Genomic DNA, 18,139 nt, shown 5'->3' on the forward strand with positions numbered 1-18,139 from the left:
GCCCCCGATGCAGGAGGAGCACATGTCGGTCCCGCAGGAAGACGTCGCCACCGAGGCGCCGCACACCCTCAGCCCGAAATCCGAGTCACACGCCCGCAACTGGCGCGGCATGGGCTGGGGGTTCGTCGTCAAGCTGCTGCTGATGGCGGTCGTCAACGCCTTCGGCATCATGGCGGCCATCAGCGCGGTGCGCGCCGAATCGTGGCTGATCCTCTCGGTGTCGGTGCTGCTGCTGGTGATCGCCAACGTGGTGTACTTCACGAAGAAGGCGCTGCCGCTGAAGTACCTGCTGCCGGGCCTCATCTTCCTGCTGCTGTTCCAGGTGTTCATCTTCGCCTACACCGCCTACATCGCCTTCACCAACTACGGCAGCGGTCACATCGGCACCCAGGAGCAGGCGGTCAATGCCGCCCTGATCCAGGGCGAGCGCCGCGTGGAGGGCTCGGACACCTACCCGCTCACGATCGTCGAGCGCGGCGGCGAGTACGGCTTCGCCATCGTCGACGACGGGGAGGTGTTCGTCGGTGACGCCGACGAGCCGCTCGCCGAGTCCGACGACGCCGTCATCGGCCAGTCGGGAGCGCCCACCGAGGTCCCGGGCTGGAATGTCGTCCCCCGCGCGGACCTCCTCACCGACTCGACGCTGCAGCAGACGGTGCAGAGCCTGCGCGTGCCCGTCTCCGACGACCCGAACGACGGCTCGATCCGCACCCGCGAGGGCACGACGGGCGCCGTCTATGAGTCGACGCTGGTGTGGGACGAGACCGCCGAGACCATCACCGACACCACCACGGGCACGGTGTACACCGCGAACGACCGAGGCAGCTTCGTCGCCGAGGACGGCAGCTCGCTCACCACCGGCTGGTATGTCAACGTCGGCTTCGACAACTTCCTGCGCCTGTTCACCGAACCGCGTCTCGTGCAGCCCCTGCTCATGGTGGCCGGCTGGACCTTCGCCTTCGCGATCCTCTCGGTCGGGCTGAGCTTCGGCGTGGGCCTGCTGTTCGCCCTCATCTTCAACGACCCGCGGGTGCGGGCGCGCAAGTGGCTGCGTACGCTGTTCATCCTCCCGTACGCCTTCCCCGCCTTCATGTCGGCGCTGCTGTTCCGCGGGATGTTCAACGCCGAGTTCGGCGTGATCAACGACCTGTTCTTCTTCGGCGCCGAGATCAACTGGCTCGGCGACCCGTGGCTCGCGCGACTGGCGGTGCTCTGGGTGAACCTGTGGCTCAGCTACCCGTACTGGTTCCTGGTGTGCACGGGCGCCCTGCAGGCACTGCCCGAGGACACCCTCGAGGCCGCGTCGCTGGACGGGGCGGGCCGGTTCCGCAAGTTCCGTTCGATCGTCCTCCCACTGCTGCTGGTGTCGACCGCGCCGCTGCTGATCTCGTCCTTCGCGTTCAGCTTCAACAACTTCACGATCATCTACATGTTCAATGAGGGTGGTCCCGCCATACCCGGGGCACCGTACGCGCTCGGCGCCACCGACATCCTCATCTCGGCGATCTACGACATCGCCGGCATCTCGGGCGGCTCCGCCGACTACGGCCTGGCGAGCGCCCTGTCGATCATCATCTTCGTCATCGTCGGCGCGATCTCCGCACTCGCCTTCCGGCAGACCCGCAAGCTCGAGGAGTACCAGTGATGTCCACCACGACCGAGCAGGCTGTTCCCACCACCGCCACACGCGTCGCCGACGAGCGTCGCCGCGGCCACCGTCGGCGCTGGTTCGTCGAGGTGGGGTGGAAGTACCTCGTCGCCCTCGCGATCGTCTTCTACGCGTGCTTCCCGCTGGTGTACGTGCTGTCGGCGTCGTTCAACCCGCGCGGCAGCCTGTCTGCGGCCAATGCCCTCTTCAGCGCGTTCGACCTGTCCAACTACGCGGCGCTGGCCGAGACGAAGTACTGGTCCTGGGCGGGTAACACCCTCCTGGTCGCGGGCGTCTCCTCGGTCGGCGCGGTGATCATGGGCGCCGCCGCCGCGTACGCGTTCTCGCGCTTCCGCTTCTCCGGCCGTCGGGTGGGACTCACGACGCTCCTCATCGTGCAGATGTTCCCGCAGGCGCTCGCGTTCGTCGCGATCTTCCTCATGCTGCTGACGCTGGGCGAAGTCATCCCCGCGCTGGGGCTCAACTCCAAGATCGCGCTCATCTGCGTCTACCTCGGCGGCGCGCTCGGCACCAACACGTTCCTCATGTACGGGTTCTTCAACACCATCCCGGTGGAGATCGACGAGTCGGCGAAGATCGACGGCGCCACGCACGCGCAGATCTTCTGGCGGCTGATCATCCCGCTCGTGACCCCGATCCTCGCGGTCGTGGCGCTGCTGGCCTTCATCTCGGCCTTCGCGGACTTCATCATCGCCAAGATCGTGCTGGTCTCCGAGGATCAGTGGACCCTCGCCGTCGGCATGTACCAGTGGGTCTCGAACCAGCTCTCGTCGAACTGGGGACTGTTCGCCGCCGGCGCGGTGCTCGCCTCGATCCCCGTGCTCGTGCTGTTCCTGTCGCTGCAGCGCTTCATCGTCGGCGGCCTGACCGCCGGGGCCGTCAAGGGGTGACGTCGGCGCTGCGGCGCGCCTGGAGCGCCGCAGCGTAGAGGTCGCGCGAGGGCAGACCGGATGCCGCGGCCACCTGGCCCGCGGCATCCTTCAGCCGCACCCCGTCGGCCACGAGCTCCAGCACACGCGACAGCGCATCCTCGGGGTCGGCGGCCCGTGCCGGCGCTCCGCCCACAACGACCACGATCTCGCCCCGCACGCCGCCCTCCGCCCACGTGGCGAGGGCGGCGAGCTCGTCGCGGACCACCTCTTCATGCAGTTTCGTGAGCTCACGGCACACGGCGGCGGGGCGATCGGACCCGAACGCCACCGCCATCGCGGCGAGCGTGGTCGCCAGCCGCGAGGGCGCCTCGAAGAACACCATCGTGCGCGACTCCGCCGCCAGCGCCCCGAAGAACGACCGCCGCTCCCCCGCCTTGCGCGGCGCGAAGCCCTCGAACGTGAAGCGGTCGGTGGGCAGCCCCGACACCGCCAGCGCCGTCAGCACGGCGCTCGGGCCCGGAATCGCGGTGACCGTCACGCCGAGCGCCACTGCAGCCGACACGAGACCGAACCCGGGGTCGCTGACGGTCGGCATGCCGGCGTCGCTGAGCACCAGCAGGTCCTGGTCGCGGGCGAGCTCGGCCAGCTCCCCCGCCCGAGCCTTCTCGTTGTGGTCGTGCAGCGCGATGAGGCGTGGCCGGTTGGCGACGCCGAGCGCGGCGAGCAGGCGCTGCGTGGTGCGGGTGTCCTCCGCGGCGATCACCGTCGCCGTCTCGAGCGCTTCGACCAGGCGCCGCGAGGCGTCGCCCAGATTGCCGATCGGGGTGGCCGCGAGGATGATCATCGAGCCAGCATAAGGTGGTGTGCGTGACCGCCGAGCCACTGCTTCCCACGGTGCCGACGTGGTACGACCGGGTGTCGACCCGCATCGCCGGCGACGACCGGCTGCGGCGTCGGCTCGGCTGGATCGTGCCGCTGGTGATCACCGTCATCGCCGGCATCCTGCGGCTGTGGAACCTCGGCCACCCCCACGAGATCGTCTTCGACGAGACGTACTACGTGAAGGACGGCTGGAGCCAGTGGAACCTCGGCTACCCGGCCACCTGGCCCGAGGATGCCGATACCGGCTTCGCCGCCGGCGACACCGACACGTTCACCTCGGTGGGCAGCTATGTGATCCACCCGCCGCTGGGCAAGTGGATCATCGGTGCGGGGATGGCTCTGCTGGGTCCTGACTCGCCGGTCGGCTGGCGCATCGGCGTGGCGCTGGCGGGCACCGCCGCCGTGCTCGTGCTGTACTTCGTGGCCCGTGCGCTCACCGACTCGCTCGTGTTCGCCGCGGTCGCCTCGGGACTCATGGCCGTCGACGGTCTCGCGATCTCGATGAGCCGGGTGGCGCTGCTGGACACGCCGCTCATGCTCTTCGTGCTGCTGGCGTTCTGGTTCGCGCTGCTGGACCGCCGGGGGCACCTGGACCGTCTGGCGGCGGTGGTCACCGCCCGCGGTGACGGCGGTCCGCTCACGTGGGGTCCGGTGCTGTGGAACCGGCCGTGGCTCGTGGCCGCCGGTACCGCCGCCGGTGCCGCGGCGGCGGTGAAATGGTCGGGCGCGTGGGTGCTCGCCGCGATCGGGATCTACGCCGTCGTGACCGATGCCCTCACGCGGCGGCGCCTGGGCGTGTGGCAGTGGCCGGTGGATGCCGTGCGCCAGGGAGCCGCGGCGTTCGTGCTGCTGGTGCCGGTCGGGGCGGCGGTGTACCTCGCGTCGTGGACCGGCTGGCTCGTCACCGACGGCGGATACGGTCGCCACACGGTCGACGCGTCGCCGGCGACCGGCGTGTGGGCATGGGTGCCGCTGCCGCTGCAGAACCTGTGGCACTACCACGAGGGCATGTACGCCTCGGCTGCCGGCATGGCCTCGCCCCACGGCTACGCGAGCCCCGCCTGGCAGTGGCCGCTGCTGCTGCGGCCGACGTCGATGTTCGCCGAACGCACCGCCGACGGCGAGGCGGGCTGCGCCGCGGCGAACGGCTGCATGGCGGTGGTCTACAGCATGCCGAACCCGCTGGTGTGGTGGGCGGGCACCGCCGCCGTGCTGTTCCTCGTCTACCGCTTCATCATGACCCGGTCGTGGCAGGCGGCGTTCGTGCTCACCGGCATCGCGGCGACCTATGTGCCATGGCTGTTCTACCCCGAGCGCACGATCTTCCAGTTCTACACGGTCGTCATCCTGCCGTTCGTGCTGCTGGCCCTCGTCCTCGCCCTGCAGGCGCTCGCGGATCCGGCGGAGGCCGATCCGACGCGCCGCCTCGCCGGGCGCCGCGTCGTGGCGGTGTTCCTCATCGTCGCCGTGCTGGTCTCGGCGTTCTGGTACCCGCTCGTCACGGCGATGAGCGTGCCGTACGACTTCTGGCGCCTGCACAACTGGATGCCGGGGTGGATCTGACGGGTCGGGTCCGCACCCCCGTAGGGTGGATCCGTGTTCACCTACAACGTGCCGTCCGAGACGGATGCGGCCGGCTTCGCGATGGTCGCCGACCGCTTTCTGCTCGTGCTCGCGGCCGAGGTCGGTGACCGGTTCGCGCTGGAGCTGTGGGAGATCCTCTCCGGGGGCGATGCCGCCCTGGAAGACGTCCTGTCGGCGCTGGCCGCCCGCGGCATCGAGCACCTGCCCGACTTCGCGCTCGTCGAACTCGTCGATGCGCGCACGAGTTCGGTGAGCGTCGCCGTGCGGGGGACGGCCGTGGCCCAGGTGCACGGGCCCGAGACCAGCACCCTCGCAGGCCCCGGCGTCGGCACGTGGGTGGAGGGGGCGGCCCAGCACGTGTCGAGCATCACCCTGACCCTCGCGGGTGGACCGACAGGTGCGCAGCTGCCGCTCGGCCGCGGCGTCGTCCGCGCCGACCGACTGCAGTGGGGCTCCATGCCCGTCGCCGCCGCACCGCCGCGCACCTCGGCGGCGCCGGCGGCCGAAATGCCCGCATGGGCGGCGGGCCTCGACGACGACCCCCTGACCACGACGGCGATGGACCGCGACGCACTGGCGGAGATGGTCGCCGGCATCACCGATGACCACACGCGGCTCGGCACCGTGCGACGCCGCGGTCCGCAGCAGCCGACGCGCCGGTTCGTGCTCACCCTCGCCGGCGGGCGCGTGCTCGAACTCGACCTCCCGGTCGTGCTCGGACGGGCCCCGCAGCCGGCCGCGCACCCGGGTGCTCGGCTCGCGGCGCTGTCGTCGCCGCGACGCGAAGTCTCGGGCACCCACCTGGAACTGCGCCTCGACGGCGACCAACTGCTGGTGCGCGACCTCGATTCGACCAACGGCACGGTGGTGCGACACGCCGACGGCTCGGCGATGCTGCTGCGCGGCGGCGCCACCGCCCGCCTGACCGAGGGAGCGACCCTGGACATCGGGGACGGGAATGTCGCGCGGTTCCATGCGGCGCAGTGAGGTCGGATCCTGATTTCGGCTGCCGCCGCTGTGTGAGAAACTTCTAAGAATGCTGGATTCCGGGGGGTCCAGCACCGTCGCACCCTCCCCCGTCGACTTCCGCGTAGGTGAGGTGAGCGATGGCGAACAGACTCCCGTCTGCACCCCCCGTGCTCGCCGGTTTCACCTACGTGCGCCCGCTCGGTACCGGCGGTTTCGCCGACGTGTTCCTGTTCGAGCAGAACCTGCCCCGTCGCCCCGTCGCGGTCAAGGTGCTGCTGGAGGACATCGTCGACGAGGGCCTGCTGCGCATGTTCAACGCCGAAGCCGACGTGATGGCGCGGCTGAGTTCGCATCCGTCGATCCTCACCATCTTCGAGGCGAGCATCTCGGCCGACGGTAGGCCCTACCTCGTCATGGAGTACTGCCCGACGTCGCTGACCAACCGCTACCGGCGCGAGGTGATGCCGGTGGCAGAGGTGCTGCAGGTGGCGGTGAAGATCGCCTCGGCGCTGGAGACGGCGCACCGCTCGGGCCTGCTGCACCGCGACATCAAGCCGTCGAACATCCTCGTCACCGCGTTCGGCTCCCCCGTGCTCAGTGACTTCGGCATCGCCGCAGCCGTGAACGGTCGCGCCGGCGCCGACGAGGTCTTCGCGATGAGCGTGCCCTGGAGCGCGCCCGAGATCGTCGACGAGCGGGTCTCAGGCTCGATCCCCGCGGAGATCTGGGGGCTGGGAGCGACGGTGTACTCCCTGCTGGCGGGACGCAGCCCCTTCGAACGGGCCGGCAGCGGCCAGAATTCGCGGGATCAGCTGAAGGCCCGCATCCGCAAGGCCGCGTACACCCCGATCGGCCGTCCGGACGTGCCCGCCCGGCTCGAGGCGGTCCTCGCCCGGTCGATGAGCAAGGACCCCGCCGCTCGGCACGTCACGGCCGCCGAGTTCGCCCACGAGCTGCAGCTCGTGCAGCACGATCTGGGCCTGCCCCACACGGCGCTGGATGTCGCGGTGGACGAGTGGGCGATGGCGGGCACCGCGATCGACTTCCAGGACGACCTCGCCCGCGGACCGGTGCGTCCGAGCGTCGAGCGCGTGTCGCGCCGGCCACCCCGGGTCACTCCCCAGCGCCGCAGCCGCACCGAGGGCACGGTGCTCGCCGGCGCCCAGCCGCGACGTCGCGCCGGTGTCTCCGCGCGCGTCGTGCTGCTCGCCTCCGCCGCCGTGCTCGTCGCCGGAGCCGCGGTGACCGGCATCCTGCTGCTGACCGGCGGGGGCTGAGATGTCCACCCCCGCTGCTGGTCGCGCGCGTCGCGGCAACTGGATCGGCGCCGCGGCCGTCAGCGCCGTGGTCGCTGTCGTGGCGACCCTCGCCGTGGTGTGGCCCGGATACGACGCCCAGCAGACACCGCTGGACGATGCCACGGTGTGGGCGATGCAGAACGGCGCGGGCAACGGCTACGCACGGGTGAACCTCGAACTCGGGGAACTGGACACCGTCAAACAGGTCGAGAACGGCAGCGCCCTCGCCCAGACCGACAGGCGGCTGTTCGTCTTCAGCGACGGCGGCACGCAGTTCGCCGACGTCGACATGGCCACCCCGCCCGACCTCACCACCGACGACGATGACGCGTTCGCCGCGACCCCTCCCGGCACCGCCGAGGTGGCCGCGGCCGGCGACTTCCTCGCCTACCGCACCGAAGCCGGCGCCGTGTACGGCGCGACCCTGTCCAGCGCGGGCCGCACCACGAGCATCGACCCGTACGCCGAGGTCAGCGTCGAAGAGGGGCAGGAACGCCCCCGCTTCGTCGCGACGGCCGTCGCGGTCGACGCCGACGGCATCTTGTACGCGTACTCCGCCGAAGAAGGGCGGGTGCTGCGCGCCGACGCCGCGACGGGACGCATCCTCGGCGACGATACGACGGCACGCTCGCCCGCCGACGCCCAGCTCACCGCCGTCGGCGGCGCATGGGCGCTGCTCGACGAGTCCACCGGCGACCTGCAGGTGCGCGATCGCGCGGAGGAAGTGGCCACCGGCGCCGGCGCCGGCGCCGTGCTGCAGCAAGCCTCGACCGACGGCACGGGCGTATACGTCGCCGACGCGCAGGGCCTCGTGCAGGTGTCACTGGACTCGCTGACCGCCGCGCGCGTGCACAGCGACACCGCTCTGGGCACCGCCGTCGCACCCGCGACACTCGACGGCACCGTGTTCGCCGCCTGGCTGCCCGAGGGCGACGCGGGCGGCACGCTGTGGTCCAGCGACTCCGGTGAAGCCGTCGACCTGGACTACGCCGGCACCGACATCGGCGAGGGTCTCGACCCGGTCTTCGTGGGAAACGGGTCGCGCCTCGCGCTCAACGAACGCCGCTCGGGGTGGGTGTGGACGGTGCCCGACGGGCAGCTCGTCCCCTCGTCGCAGGCGTGGGACCTCGAAGAACCGACCGAGGTCGAGCAGCAGAACGACGTGGAGGCCGAGCGGGTGCTCGATCCGAAGCCGCCCGTCGCCGTCGACGATGCGTTCGGCGTGAGGGCAGGCTCCGTGGCGGTGCTGCCCGTGCTGCTGAACGACCACGATCCCAACGAAGACGTCCTGAGCATCGACCCGGCCTCGGTGGAAGGGCTCGACCCCGCCTTCGGCACGGTGTCGCTCGCGGGTGCGCAGCAGCAGCTGGTGCTGCAGGTGGCCGACGACGCGAGCGGTTCGGCGACGTTGCGTTACCGCGCGACCGACGGCACCACGACGGGCGGGCTGCTCTCGGATGCCGCGACGGTCACGGTCACCGCCGTCCCCGACACGCAGAACAGCGCGCCGGTGTGGTGCGGAGTCGACGGGTGCCTGGCCACCTGGCCGTCTCCCACCGTCGCGCCCGGCGGCACCGTGAGCGTCGACGTGCTCGACGGCTGGGTGGACCCGGAGGGCGACCCGATCTACCTCGCCGGCGCGGTGAACGACCCGGCGACCGGAGGCGCCGTCACGGCCGCGCCGAACGGCACCGTGACCTACCAGCATCCCGATCCGAACGCCGCCGAGGCCGTCACCGTGACGCTCGGGGTCACCGTCTCCGATGCCCGAGGCGCCACGGCCGAGCGCCCGCTGAGCATCGGGGTGACCCCCACCCCCGAGCTCGTGGCGGAGTCCTTCGCCGTCGTCGGCGTGGTCGGGGAACCGGTCGCCGTCGACATCGCGCCGTACGTCAGCGGATCGACGGGTACCCTCACCCTCACCAAGGCCGTCGCCCTCGACGACGCCCGCTCCACCGTGACCGCCAACGCGACCGGGCTGAACATGGTGTTCGGCGCGACCGAACCCGGGTCCTACCTCGTGCAATACACCGTGCGCGACGACCGCGGGGAAGTGAGCGGCGTCGTACGGGTGACGATGACCGGCCCCGACGCCGCAACCATCTCGACACCGCCGCTGACGGCGTTCGTGCGGCCCAACGAAGATGCCACCGTCGATGTGTTCCCCGCCGTCGCCAACCCGGCAGGTCTCGTGCTGCTGGTCAGCGACATCCGCCCGCAGAGCGACGCACTCTCGTCGTTGAGCGTCGATCTCGTGGGTCAGAGCATGCTGCGGGTGAGCGGGACGACCGACGACGGGCAGCCGGGCCGGCTCGGGGTGGTGCGCTACACCGTCTCCGACGGCACCGGCTCCGCCCGCACCACCGCCCAGGGTGAGCTGACCGTCATCCTGCTCCCCTCCCCCAGCGCCGATCCGCCGATCGCCGTCGACGACGCCGTCACGGTGCGTGCCGGTGCGCAGATCGACATCCCGGTGCTCGCCAACGACAGCGCCCCCGCGGGCGCCCTCATCGCGGTGGACCCCTCCCGCGTCGTCAACGAGAGCGATGCCGGGCTCGCGTTCGCCTCGAGCCGGGTGCTGCGCTACCTCGCGCCCCGCGAGCCGGGTGTCTACAGCCTCGGCTACACCGTCTTCCGGCTCGGCTTCCCCGACGTCGTCGACTCCGCCCGGGTCGTGGTCACGGTGATCGGCGACGACACCAACCAGGCGCCGGTCCCGCGCACCCTCGAGGGTCGGGTGCTGAGCGGTGCGACCGTGCGCATCCCGTTCAGCTCGTTCGAGGTCGATCCCGACGGCGACGCCGTGACGCTCGACCGCATCACCACCCAACCCGAGCAGGGCTCGGCGACGATCGCCGCCGAGGGCGATGCGATCGTCTACACCAGCCCCGAGGCCTTCAGCGGGCAGGTGCGCTTCGGCTATCAGGTGCGCGATGCGCAGGGCGCCACCGGTGCCGCCGAAGTGCGCGTCGGCGTGCTCGACACGCAATCCGATCCGAGCCCGGTCACCTACAGCGACTACATCCAGATCCAGGCGGGTGAGACCGCGGCGGCTGTGGTGCGGCCCGGCGACAACGACGTGGACCCCGGCGGGGGCGAGCTGGAACTGATGGCGGTGGAGCCCAACGCACCGCGCGACTCCGACGAGTTCACCGCGCTGCAGTCCCGGCTCGGGCCGATCGACGACGGCCAGGTGACGCTGCGTGCCGGCAACGAACTGGGCACGTTCTCCTACTCGTACACGGTGCGCAACGACGCCGGCGACACCGCGATGGGCCTCATCGTGGTGAAGGTGGTGCGCGCTCCCGTCCCCGACTTCCCGATCGTGCGCGACACGTCCCTCACGATCGAGTCGCGGGAGGCGTTCCCGCGCGGGGTCGATGTGCTCAGCGGCAAGGTCTCGTGGAACGCCGGGGATGTCTCGGATCTGACGCTGTCGCTGTGGGGCTCGCACCCCGGCATCGAGGTCGACGGATGGCGGATTTCCGGAGCGGTCCCCGAAGAGACGCTGCTCATCCCGTTCGAGGTGTCCGGCACCGCGTTCGACGGCACCGAGGTGAGCTCCTACGGCTTCCTGCGCGTGCCCGGCGACCGCGACGTGCAGCTGAGCCTGCGCAGTTCGATGTCGTCGCTGGACGTGCGCGAGAAGGAGCATGTCGACCTCGACCTCGCCCAGGCCGTCGCCGTGCCCGCAGGTCAGCAGCTCGTGGTCGGCAGCGGCGTGCGCGCCGGGGGTGCCCGCGCCGAGGCATCCTGCACACTCACCTCCGGCACCACCGTGCGCTACTCGGCCGGCACCGGCGCACCCTGGACCGACACCTGCATCGTGCCGGTGAAACTCGAGATCCAGGACGAGTACACCTTCCTCACGGTGCGCATCGATGTGGAGGCGGAGATTCCTCAGCCGGTGCTGCGCAGCGCCTCGATCGGGGTGAGCCCGGGCACCACCGTCGAGTACGACCTGCGCGACATGGTCGGCTGGACGGGCAAGGAGGACTGGGATGCCGTGCAGTACGCCGCCGCCTACCGGGGCGATCAGTTCGTCGTGACCCAGAACGGCTCGCGCGTCACGGTCGCCGCGAACGACACCGCGCGCCCCGGCCGTGAGGAATCGGTCGCGGTGACCCTGCCGAGCCACCGCGACACGCCCGCGGCCAGCCTCATCCTCACCGTCGGACCGGCACCCTCCACGCTGCCCAAGGGCGGCAGCGCCGTGCAACGCTGCTCGCAGACCGGGGGCGCCACCTCGTGCACGATCACCGTCATCGGGGCGGCGGGTGAGGTCAACCCGCTGCCGCGGACGCCGCTGACGCTCGTCTCGGCGACCGGCCCCGGCAACTGTGCGGGGGTGAGCTTCACCCGCGCCGGTGACACCGCCGTGCGCGCCTCGTGGGCGGCGGATGCCGCGGGCGCGGCCGACTGCACCGGCTCGTTCGTCGTGCAGGACGCACAGGGGCGTCAGTCCGCCGGCGACCGCAACGGTCAGGTGATCCTCGACCTGCAGGGCCTGCCGGCCACCCCCTCGCGCCTGAACTGGACCGGCTTCACCGCCACCGGCGTGACCCTGCGCGTGGTCTCGGATGCCGCGTCCTACCCCGCCGTCGAGGGCTACCGCATCACGACCGGCGGCCGCGTGGTCGCGACGTGCTCGGCATCGGGCGAGTGCCCCGCGATCGAGGCGCCCACCGGTGAGCAGATCGCCTACGAGGCGCGGGCGTTCAACGCGGTCGGCGAATCCCGCGGCGCGGTGGGCACCACGGCCTGGGCGTACCGCTCTCCCGCCGCCCCGACAGGCGCCACGTTCACCCCCACCCCCAACGGCAACGACGGCGGCATCGCCACGATCACGGTGACCGGCATCGACACCTCCGCGGGCTCCGTCCGCCTCACCGGCGGCACGGGGGGCGAAGTCACCGCTCCGGTGCGCGGCGACACGGCGATCTTCCGCGATTACGTCATCGGCTCCAACGAGCCCAAAACCCTCACTGCGACACCGCTCACGCGGTTCGAGCTGCCCCCGATCCCCGGGGGGTCGCAGACGGGCGGCTCCTACTCGTTCCAGGCGTACGGCATCGGCGCACCGGGGATGGACTTGACGGTCACCCCCTCCACCGGTGGCGAGCGCACCGTCACCGCCACCGCGCGGCTCACAGCCAACGGTGTCGGCAGCGACATCCTCGTGGGGTTCACCACGGGCGGTCGCTGCACCCCGACGCAAGGGGTGGGTGCCGGCGGCGGCACGGCCACCCAGGTGTTCGAACGGCAGGACCTGTGGCGGGAGGTCACCGTCACCGCGTGCGCCGTCACCGTGCGCGACGGGGTGCGGTTCGGTTTCACCGAGGCGACCGGCACCGCCACGCCGACCTCCGGCATCGACGCCCCCACCGGGCGCGCGCAGTACACCATCGACCCCGAGCCGACACGCAGCGGCAGCATCTACACGTGGAACCGTTTCACCGCCGTCCCCGACCTCGATGTCGACCGCGCATTCACCCTGGTGTACCGCGCAGGAACCGCCGAGACCCAGGACTTCATCAACCTGTTCGCACTCGGGACGAACCCGGGCGGCATCCAGGCCTTCGCCTGCATCGGCGTCTTCGGCTGCAGCTCGCCCGGCGTGGACATCACACCCACCGGCGCGGCGTACACGGCCCAGGCGAGCTTCCCCACGACCTGCCTGAGCGGCGAGGGTGCGCCGAGCGCCTCGGTCACCGCGCAATCCGCCGACCATGACGTGGCCGTGTCGACGGCGACGGATGCCGCCGGCGTCGACACCCACACCTACTCCCTGACGTGGCGGGGAGCCCTCACGGGCCTCGACGACGTCACGGTCACGCTCCCGTGCGCACCGCCGCCGCCGCCCGCGCCGGCGCCGGTCCCCACTCCGCCCGCGCCCGTCCCGACTCCGCCGCCCGCCGATCCCGCCCCCTGACCGGCGCCCGACGCTCCCCACCCCCGAGAGGACCCCATGACCATCACCGCCGAGCAGACCGCCTGGTTCCAGGAGACGTTCGCCACGCTCGTCGACAACGTCGAGCAGGTCGTGCTGGGTAAGCGTCACGTGATCGAGCTGGCGTTCACCGCGATGATCTCCGAGGGGCACCTGCTGCTGGAGGACTTCCCCGGCACCGGCAAGACCTCGCTCGCCCGCGCGATGGGGCAGAGCGTGCAGGGCACGAGCACCCGCATCCAGTTCACCCCCGATCTGCTCCCGGGCGACGTCACCGGCATCACCGTCTACGACCAGCGCCGGGGCGAGTTCGAGTTCCACCAGGGCCCCGTCTTCGCCAACATCCTCCTCGCCGACGAGATCAACCGCGCGTCGCCCAAGACGCAGTCGGCGCTGCTGGAGGTCATGGAGGAAGGGCACGTCACCGTCGACGGCGTCACCCGTCCCGTCGGGGTGCCGTTCCTGGTCGTGGCGACTCAGAACCCCGTCGAACAGGCCGGCACCTATCGCCTCCCCGAAGCGCAGCTCGACCGGTTCCTGCTGAAGACGTCGCTGGGCTACCCCGACCACGCCTCCACCGTGCGCATCCTCGAGGGCACCGGCACGGTACGCCGCGAGGTGGAGCCCGTCATCACCCCGCAGGGCGTGGTGAGCATGGCCGACGTCGCCCGCGACGTGTACCTCAACCCGCTCGTGCTGGACTACATCGCCCGCATCGTGGAAGCCACGCGTCTGGCCACCGAGGTGCGCCTGGGCGTGAGCGTGCGCGGTGCCATCGCGCTGACGAAGGCGTCCAAGACGTGGGCGGTCGCGCACGGGCGCGGTTACGTGACCCCCGACGATGTGAAGGCGCTCGCCGAATCGGTGCTGGCCCACCGCCTGATCCTCGACCCCGAGGCCGAGTTCGACGGGGTCACGGCGGGATCGGTGATCGGACAGGTGATGCTGGACACCATGCCCCCGAGCCAGCGGGATGCCGTGTGACCGACCCGTCCGAGTCCCGGCTGACCCGCGCCGCCGAGTCGACCGGCACCGCCCACGCGCACACGCGCTACGCCACCGCCCGTTCGACGACGGTGCTGGCGGTGCGTGGTGAGCGCGCCTGGCGCCGGTCGCGACAGGCGATCGTCGCCGCGTGGCGTGCGGTGGCGGGCACCGTCACGGTCGCGGGATGGCTGCTGCTGACGGCCGCGGCCGCGGGGCTCGCGCTCGGGATCACCTTCGGCTGGCTCGAGTTCGTGGTCGTCGGCGTGATTGCGGCGGCGCTGCTGGTGCTGTCGGTGCCTTTCCTGTTCAGCGCGCGCTCGTACGACGTCGACCTCGCCCTCGACCACGACCGGGTCGTGGCCGGCACCCAGGTGCACGGGACGCTGCGGGTCACCAACATCGGGCGCGGCATCGCCCTGCCCGGCCGCATCGACGTGCCCGTGGGCGATGGTCTCGTCGACGTCTACGTGCCTCTGCTGCGCCACGACCACACGCACGTGCAGGAAGTGCTCGTGCCCACCCACCGCCGCGGCGTCATCACCGTCGGTCCCGCCCACACGGTGCGCGGCGATCCTCTCGGCATCCTCAAGCGCGAGGCGACCTGGGACGACACCCACACCCTTTACGTGCACCCCGTCACCACGACGCTGCGCAGCACCAGCACCGGGTTCATCCGGGACCTGGAGGGCGCGGCGTCTCGCACCATCGTCGACGCCGACATCTCGTTCCACGCGATCCGGCAGTACGCCCCCGGTGACGCGCAGCGCCAGATCCACTGGAAGTCGACGGCGAAGACCGGCACGCTCATGGTGCGCCAGTACGAAGAGACCCGGCGCTCGCGCATGGTGATCGCCCTGGCCCTCGCCGACGGCGAGTACGGCAGCGACGACGAGTTCGAGCTCGCCGTGAGCGCCGCGGGATCCATCGGCATCCGCGGCATCCGCGACGGACGCGATGTCGACGTGGTCGTCGGCGGCGAAGTGCCGGAGTTCGCCCGCAGCACCGTGCGAACGATCCGTGAACTCGCGACGGTGAGCACACGTACCCTCCTGGACGACCTGGCCGGGCTCGAGCGCACGGCGCTGGTGGCCCCCCTCACCGGCGTCACCTCCCTCGCACGTGAGACCCACCCCGACGCGTCCATCGCGTTCCTGGTGTGCGGGTCGGCGCAGACCGCGCGGTCGCTGCAGGCCGCCGCCCTCGCGTTCCCCGCCGAGGTCGCCGTCGTCGCGGTCGTCTGCAACCCCGAAGCCGAGCCCGGCTTCCGCCGCCTCGGCACCATCTCGGTGATCTCCATCGGGCTGCTCGACGACCTGCGCCAGCTGCTCGCCCGCGGAGCGCAGTCGTGAACGCCACCCCGTCGCTGCGCCGACGCTCCCGCACCCGACGATCCCGCACCGCCACGGTGTCCGCGGGCTTCCTCATCGTCAACGCCGCCCTGTTGGACGCGTTGTTCCTCGTGGGCGCCGCGGCCGTCTGGCCGATCTACCGCGACACGGCGTTCCTCGTCGTCGTCGGTGCGGCACTCGTGGCGGCCCACCTCATCGCATACGCCGGTCTGCGCCGGCGCTGGTCGGGCTGGTGGGTGACGCTGGCCGCCATCGCCACCTACGTCGTCGTGGGCGTACCGCTGGCGTCGCCGTCCTCACTCACCCAACTCGACACGCTGCTGCCGGCGCTGCGGGGAGTGATCACGGCACCGGTCACCGGGTGGAAGGACCTCCTCACCCTCGAGCTCCCCCTCGGCAGCTACCAGACGACCCTCGCCCCGGCGCTGCTGCTGTTCCTCGGCATCCCCACAGCCGCCCTGTCCCTCGCCTGGCGGGCGACCCGGCTCTGGGTGCTGTCGGCCCCGCTGGGGTTGGCGCTCACCGCCTTCGGTGTGCTGTTCGGCGCGCGGTCGCTCAGCGCCCCGGTCATCGGCGGCGTGCGCGTCTCGGGCGCGCTGGAGGTCTTCGTGGGGGCGGCGGCGATTCTGCTGGCGCTCATGTTCACCGTGTGGCGCACGGTGCACCGGCGCCGCCGGGCACTGCGCTCGGCAGAAGTCGCCAGCGGCGTGCGCACGACCGGCCGCACCGGGTCGGCCGTGGCCGGACGCGTCGGCATCGCGTCGGGCATGATCGTCGTGGCGCTGACCGCCGGCGCCGTCGTCGGGCCGTGGGCGATCGCCGGGCAGCCCCGCGATGTGCTGCGGGCGGGCATCGATCCGCGCATCGAACTGGCCGGCCAGCTGAGCCCGCTCTCGCAATACCGGCAGTTCTTCACCGACGAGCAGTTCGACACGGTGCTGTTCACCGTCGAGGGCGCCGCCGGTGCCGACCGGGTACGACTGGCGACGCTGTCGTTCTACGACGGCCAGGTGGCACGGGCCATCGACCCCGCAGCGGGCGTGGCCGATCAGACGACGGCCTTCGTGCGGGTGCCGGCGTCGCTGCCCTCACCGCCGGATACCACACCCACCACCGCCGGGGTCGACATCGGCGCGTACGAGGGGATCTGGGTGCCCACCGTCGGCACCCTCACCTCGATCACGTTCGACGGCGGTGGCGGCGACCGCGCCGACGGGTTCTTCTACAACGCCGAGACGCGTATGGGCATCGCCCTGCCCGAGCCGGGCCTGGTGCCGGGCACGACCTACCGCCAGCAGAGCGCCGTCGCGGGCGAGCCCCCGCCGCTGGCCGAGCTCACCCCGGGACGCGACACCCCGCAGCTGCCGGCGGCGATCGTCCCCGAGAGCGTGACCGACTGGATCGCCGTGCAGGAGGCACCCACCGGCGGCGAAGGGCTGCAGGTCCTCATCGATCGGCTGCGTGCGCGCGGCTTCCTCAGCCACGCCCTCGCGGTGGACACCGAGCAGCCGGCGGCGTGGACGACGGCGCTCGGCGACTATGCCTTCGAGCCGAGCCGCGCCGGCCACTCCACCGACCGCATCGATCGACTCTTCACGGCGCTGCTGGATCGGCAGAACGAGATGGGCGCCGTCGACGACGAGGCCGCGCTCGTCGCCGGTGTCGGCGACGACGAGCAGTTCGCGGTGGCCGCGTCGATGATCGCCGACCAGCTCGGGTTCGCCTCGCGCATCGTGCTGGGAGCACGTCTGACCGATGCCGGCGACGCAGCCGCCGTGCCCGCCTGCATCGCCGGCGAATGCCGCGGGGCGAACATGTCGGCGTGGATCGAGGTGCAGGACGCCTCCGGGCTCTGGGTGCCGGTGGATGTGACCCCGCAGCACGAGGTGGGCATGCGCCCCGAGCTCGACCAGCGGCGCGACCCGCAGAACCCCACCGAGGTGCGCCAGGAGGTGGCCGAGCCCGTGCTGCCCGCCGAGGCGAACCCCGCCGACAGCGGCGAGCGCGACGAGGACGACACCACCACCGAGACCGACCTGTCGGCGCTGTGGGCGGCGCTGCGCGTCGCCGGGGTCAGCCTGCTGGTGCTCCTCGTACTGGTGGGGCCGTTGCTGCTGATCGTGCTGCTCAAGGCGCTCCGCCGTCGCACCAGGCGCGGTTCCCCCGACCCGGTCGATCGGTTCACCGGCGGCTGGGACGAGTACGTCGACACGGCCGTTGACCACGGCTATCCGGCGCCGCGCACGCAGACGCGGTCCGAACTGGCCGCGGGATACGCCGGCGCGGCGGGCGATGATCGCGGCGCGCTGCTGGCCGAGTGGACCGACCGCTCGGTGTTCGACGTGGCCGAGCCCAGCGCCGACGACAGCGAACGCTTCTGGGAGATCGTCGACGAGGAACGGCAGCGCTTCGCGGGCGAAGCCGGCTGGTGGGCGCGCGTGCGGGCGCGATTGTCGCTGCGGTCGTTCGTGCGGTCCCGGCGCACCCTGTCGGGGCGTCGGGCAGCGACGAGGCCCAGGCGTGATCGCCGCTAGGGTGTCCAGGGCGATGCGGTCCCCCACGGTCGGACAGCGCATTCC

At 71.6% G+C, this 18,139-nt stretch carries 10 protein-coding genes; 9 read left to right on the plus strand and 1 reads right to left on the minus strand.

Annotation, left to right across the window (positions count from 1 at the left end; translation table 11 throughout):
- Window positions 1-22: 22 nt before the first annotated feature.
- Together H9651_RS04740 and H9651_RS04745 are read left to right on the plus strand one after the other, a co-directional pair.
- The gene (locus H9651_RS04740; protein WP_191717929.1) at window positions 23-1,645 is read left to right on the plus strand and encodes an ABC transporter permease subunit; all 1,623 of its coding nucleotides are present in this window, start codon (window positions 23-25) and stop codon (window positions 1,643-1,645) included.
- Window positions 1,645-2,559, plus strand: a complete 915-nt coding sequence (locus tag H9651_RS04745; RefSeq protein ID WP_191717930.1) for a sugar ABC transporter permease — start codon at window positions 1,645-1,647, stop codon at window positions 2,557-2,559. The genes H9651_RS04740 and H9651_RS04745 overlap by 1 nt, the downstream gene beginning before the upstream one ends.
- Here the strand turns inward: H9651_RS04745 and rsmI are convergent.
- Window positions 2,549-3,385, minus strand: a complete 837-nt coding sequence (gene rsmI / locus H9651_RS04750) for a 16S rRNA (cytidine(1402)-2'-O)-methyltransferase (RefSeq protein WP_191717931.1) — start codon at window positions 3,383-3,385, stop codon at window positions 2,549-2,551. The two genes, H9651_RS04745 and rsmI, sit on opposite strands and share 11 nt — an antisense overlap.
- A 23-nt stretch (window positions 3,386-3,408) precedes the next feature.
- Here rsmI and H9651_RS04755 point away from each other — a divergent pair, with 23 nt between their 5' ends.
- From H9651_RS04755 to H9651_RS04785, 7 genes are all read left to right on the plus strand, one after another.
- A complete protein-coding gene (locus H9651_RS04755; RefSeq protein WP_318244759.1) occupies window positions 3,409-4,986 on the plus strand; it encodes a dolichyl-phosphate-mannose--protein mannosyltransferase in 1,578 nt (525 codons plus the stop codon).
- Window positions 4,987-5,019: 33 nt separating this feature from the next.
- Window positions 5,020-5,994: an FHA domain-containing protein gene (locus tag H9651_RS14985; RefSeq protein WP_191717933.1), complete on the plus strand. Its 975-nt coding sequence runs from the start codon at window positions 5,020-5,022 to the stop codon at window positions 5,992-5,994.
- A 119-nt stretch (window positions 5,995-6,113) separates the two neighbouring features.
- On the plus strand, window positions 6,114-7,253 hold the full coding sequence (locus H9651_RS04765; RefSeq protein ID WP_191717934.1) for a serine/threonine-protein kinase: 1,140 nt from the start codon (window positions 6,114-6,116) through the stop codon (window positions 7,251-7,253).
- A 1-nt stretch (window position 7,254) separates the two neighbouring features.
- The gene (locus H9651_RS04770) at window positions 7,255-13,206 is read left to right on the plus strand and encodes an Ig-like domain-containing protein (RefSeq protein WP_191717935.1); all 5,952 of its coding nucleotides are present in this window, start codon (window positions 7,255-7,257) and stop codon (window positions 13,204-13,206) included.
- A gap of 36 nt (window positions 13,207-13,242) precedes the next feature.
- A complete protein-coding gene (locus H9651_RS04775) occupies window positions 13,243-14,208 on the plus strand; it encodes an AAA family ATPase (RefSeq protein ID WP_191717936.1) in 966 nt (321 codons plus the stop codon).
- Window positions 14,205-15,560 (plus strand): DUF58 domain-containing protein, encoded by a 1,356-nt coding sequence (locus H9651_RS04780; protein WP_191717937.1) that lies wholly within the window; start codon window positions 14,205-14,207, stop codon window positions 15,558-15,560. The genes H9651_RS04775 and H9651_RS04780 overlap by 4 nt, the downstream gene beginning before the upstream one ends.
- On the plus strand, window positions 15,557-18,094 hold the full coding sequence (locus tag H9651_RS04785; RefSeq protein ID WP_318244760.1) for a transglutaminase domain-containing protein: 2,538 nt from the start codon (window positions 15,557-15,559) through the stop codon (window positions 18,092-18,094). Before H9651_RS04780 ends, H9651_RS04785 begins: the two co-directional genes overlap by 4 nt.
- The last annotated feature ends 45 nt before the right edge of the window (window positions 18,095-18,139 follow it).

Origin of the sequence: Microbacterium pullorum (assembly GCF_014836535.1) — a bacterium.
Classification (GTDB): domain Bacteria; phylum Actinomycetota; class Actinomycetes; order Actinomycetales; family Microbacteriaceae; genus Microbacterium; species Microbacterium pullorum.

Excerpts from the sequence above, each read along its gene's own strand:
- H9651_RS04770 (WP_191717935.1), top strand. The coding sequence starts at position 7,255 with ATGTCCACCCCCGCTGCTGGTCGCGCGCGTCGCGGCAACTGGATCGGC.
- H9651_RS04765 (WP_191717934.1), top strand. The coding sequence starts at position 6,114 with ATGGCGAACAGACTCCCGTCTGCACCCCCCGTGCTCGCCGGTTTCACC.
- H9651_RS04745 (WP_191717930.1), top strand. The coding sequence starts at position 1,645 with ATGTCCACCACGACCGAGCAGGCTGTTCCCACCACCGCCACACGCGTC.
- H9651_RS04775 (WP_191717936.1), top strand. The coding sequence starts at position 13,243 with ATGACCATCACCGCCGAGCAGACCGCCTGGTTCCAGGAGACGTTCGCC.
- H9651_RS04740 (WP_191717929.1), top strand. The coding sequence starts at position 23 with ATGTCGGTCCCGCAGGAAGACGTCGCCACCGAGGCGCCGCACACCCTC.
- rsmI (WP_191717931.1), bottom strand. The coding sequence starts at position 3,385 with ATGATCATCCTCGCGGCCACCCCGATCGGCAATCTGGGCGACGCCTCG.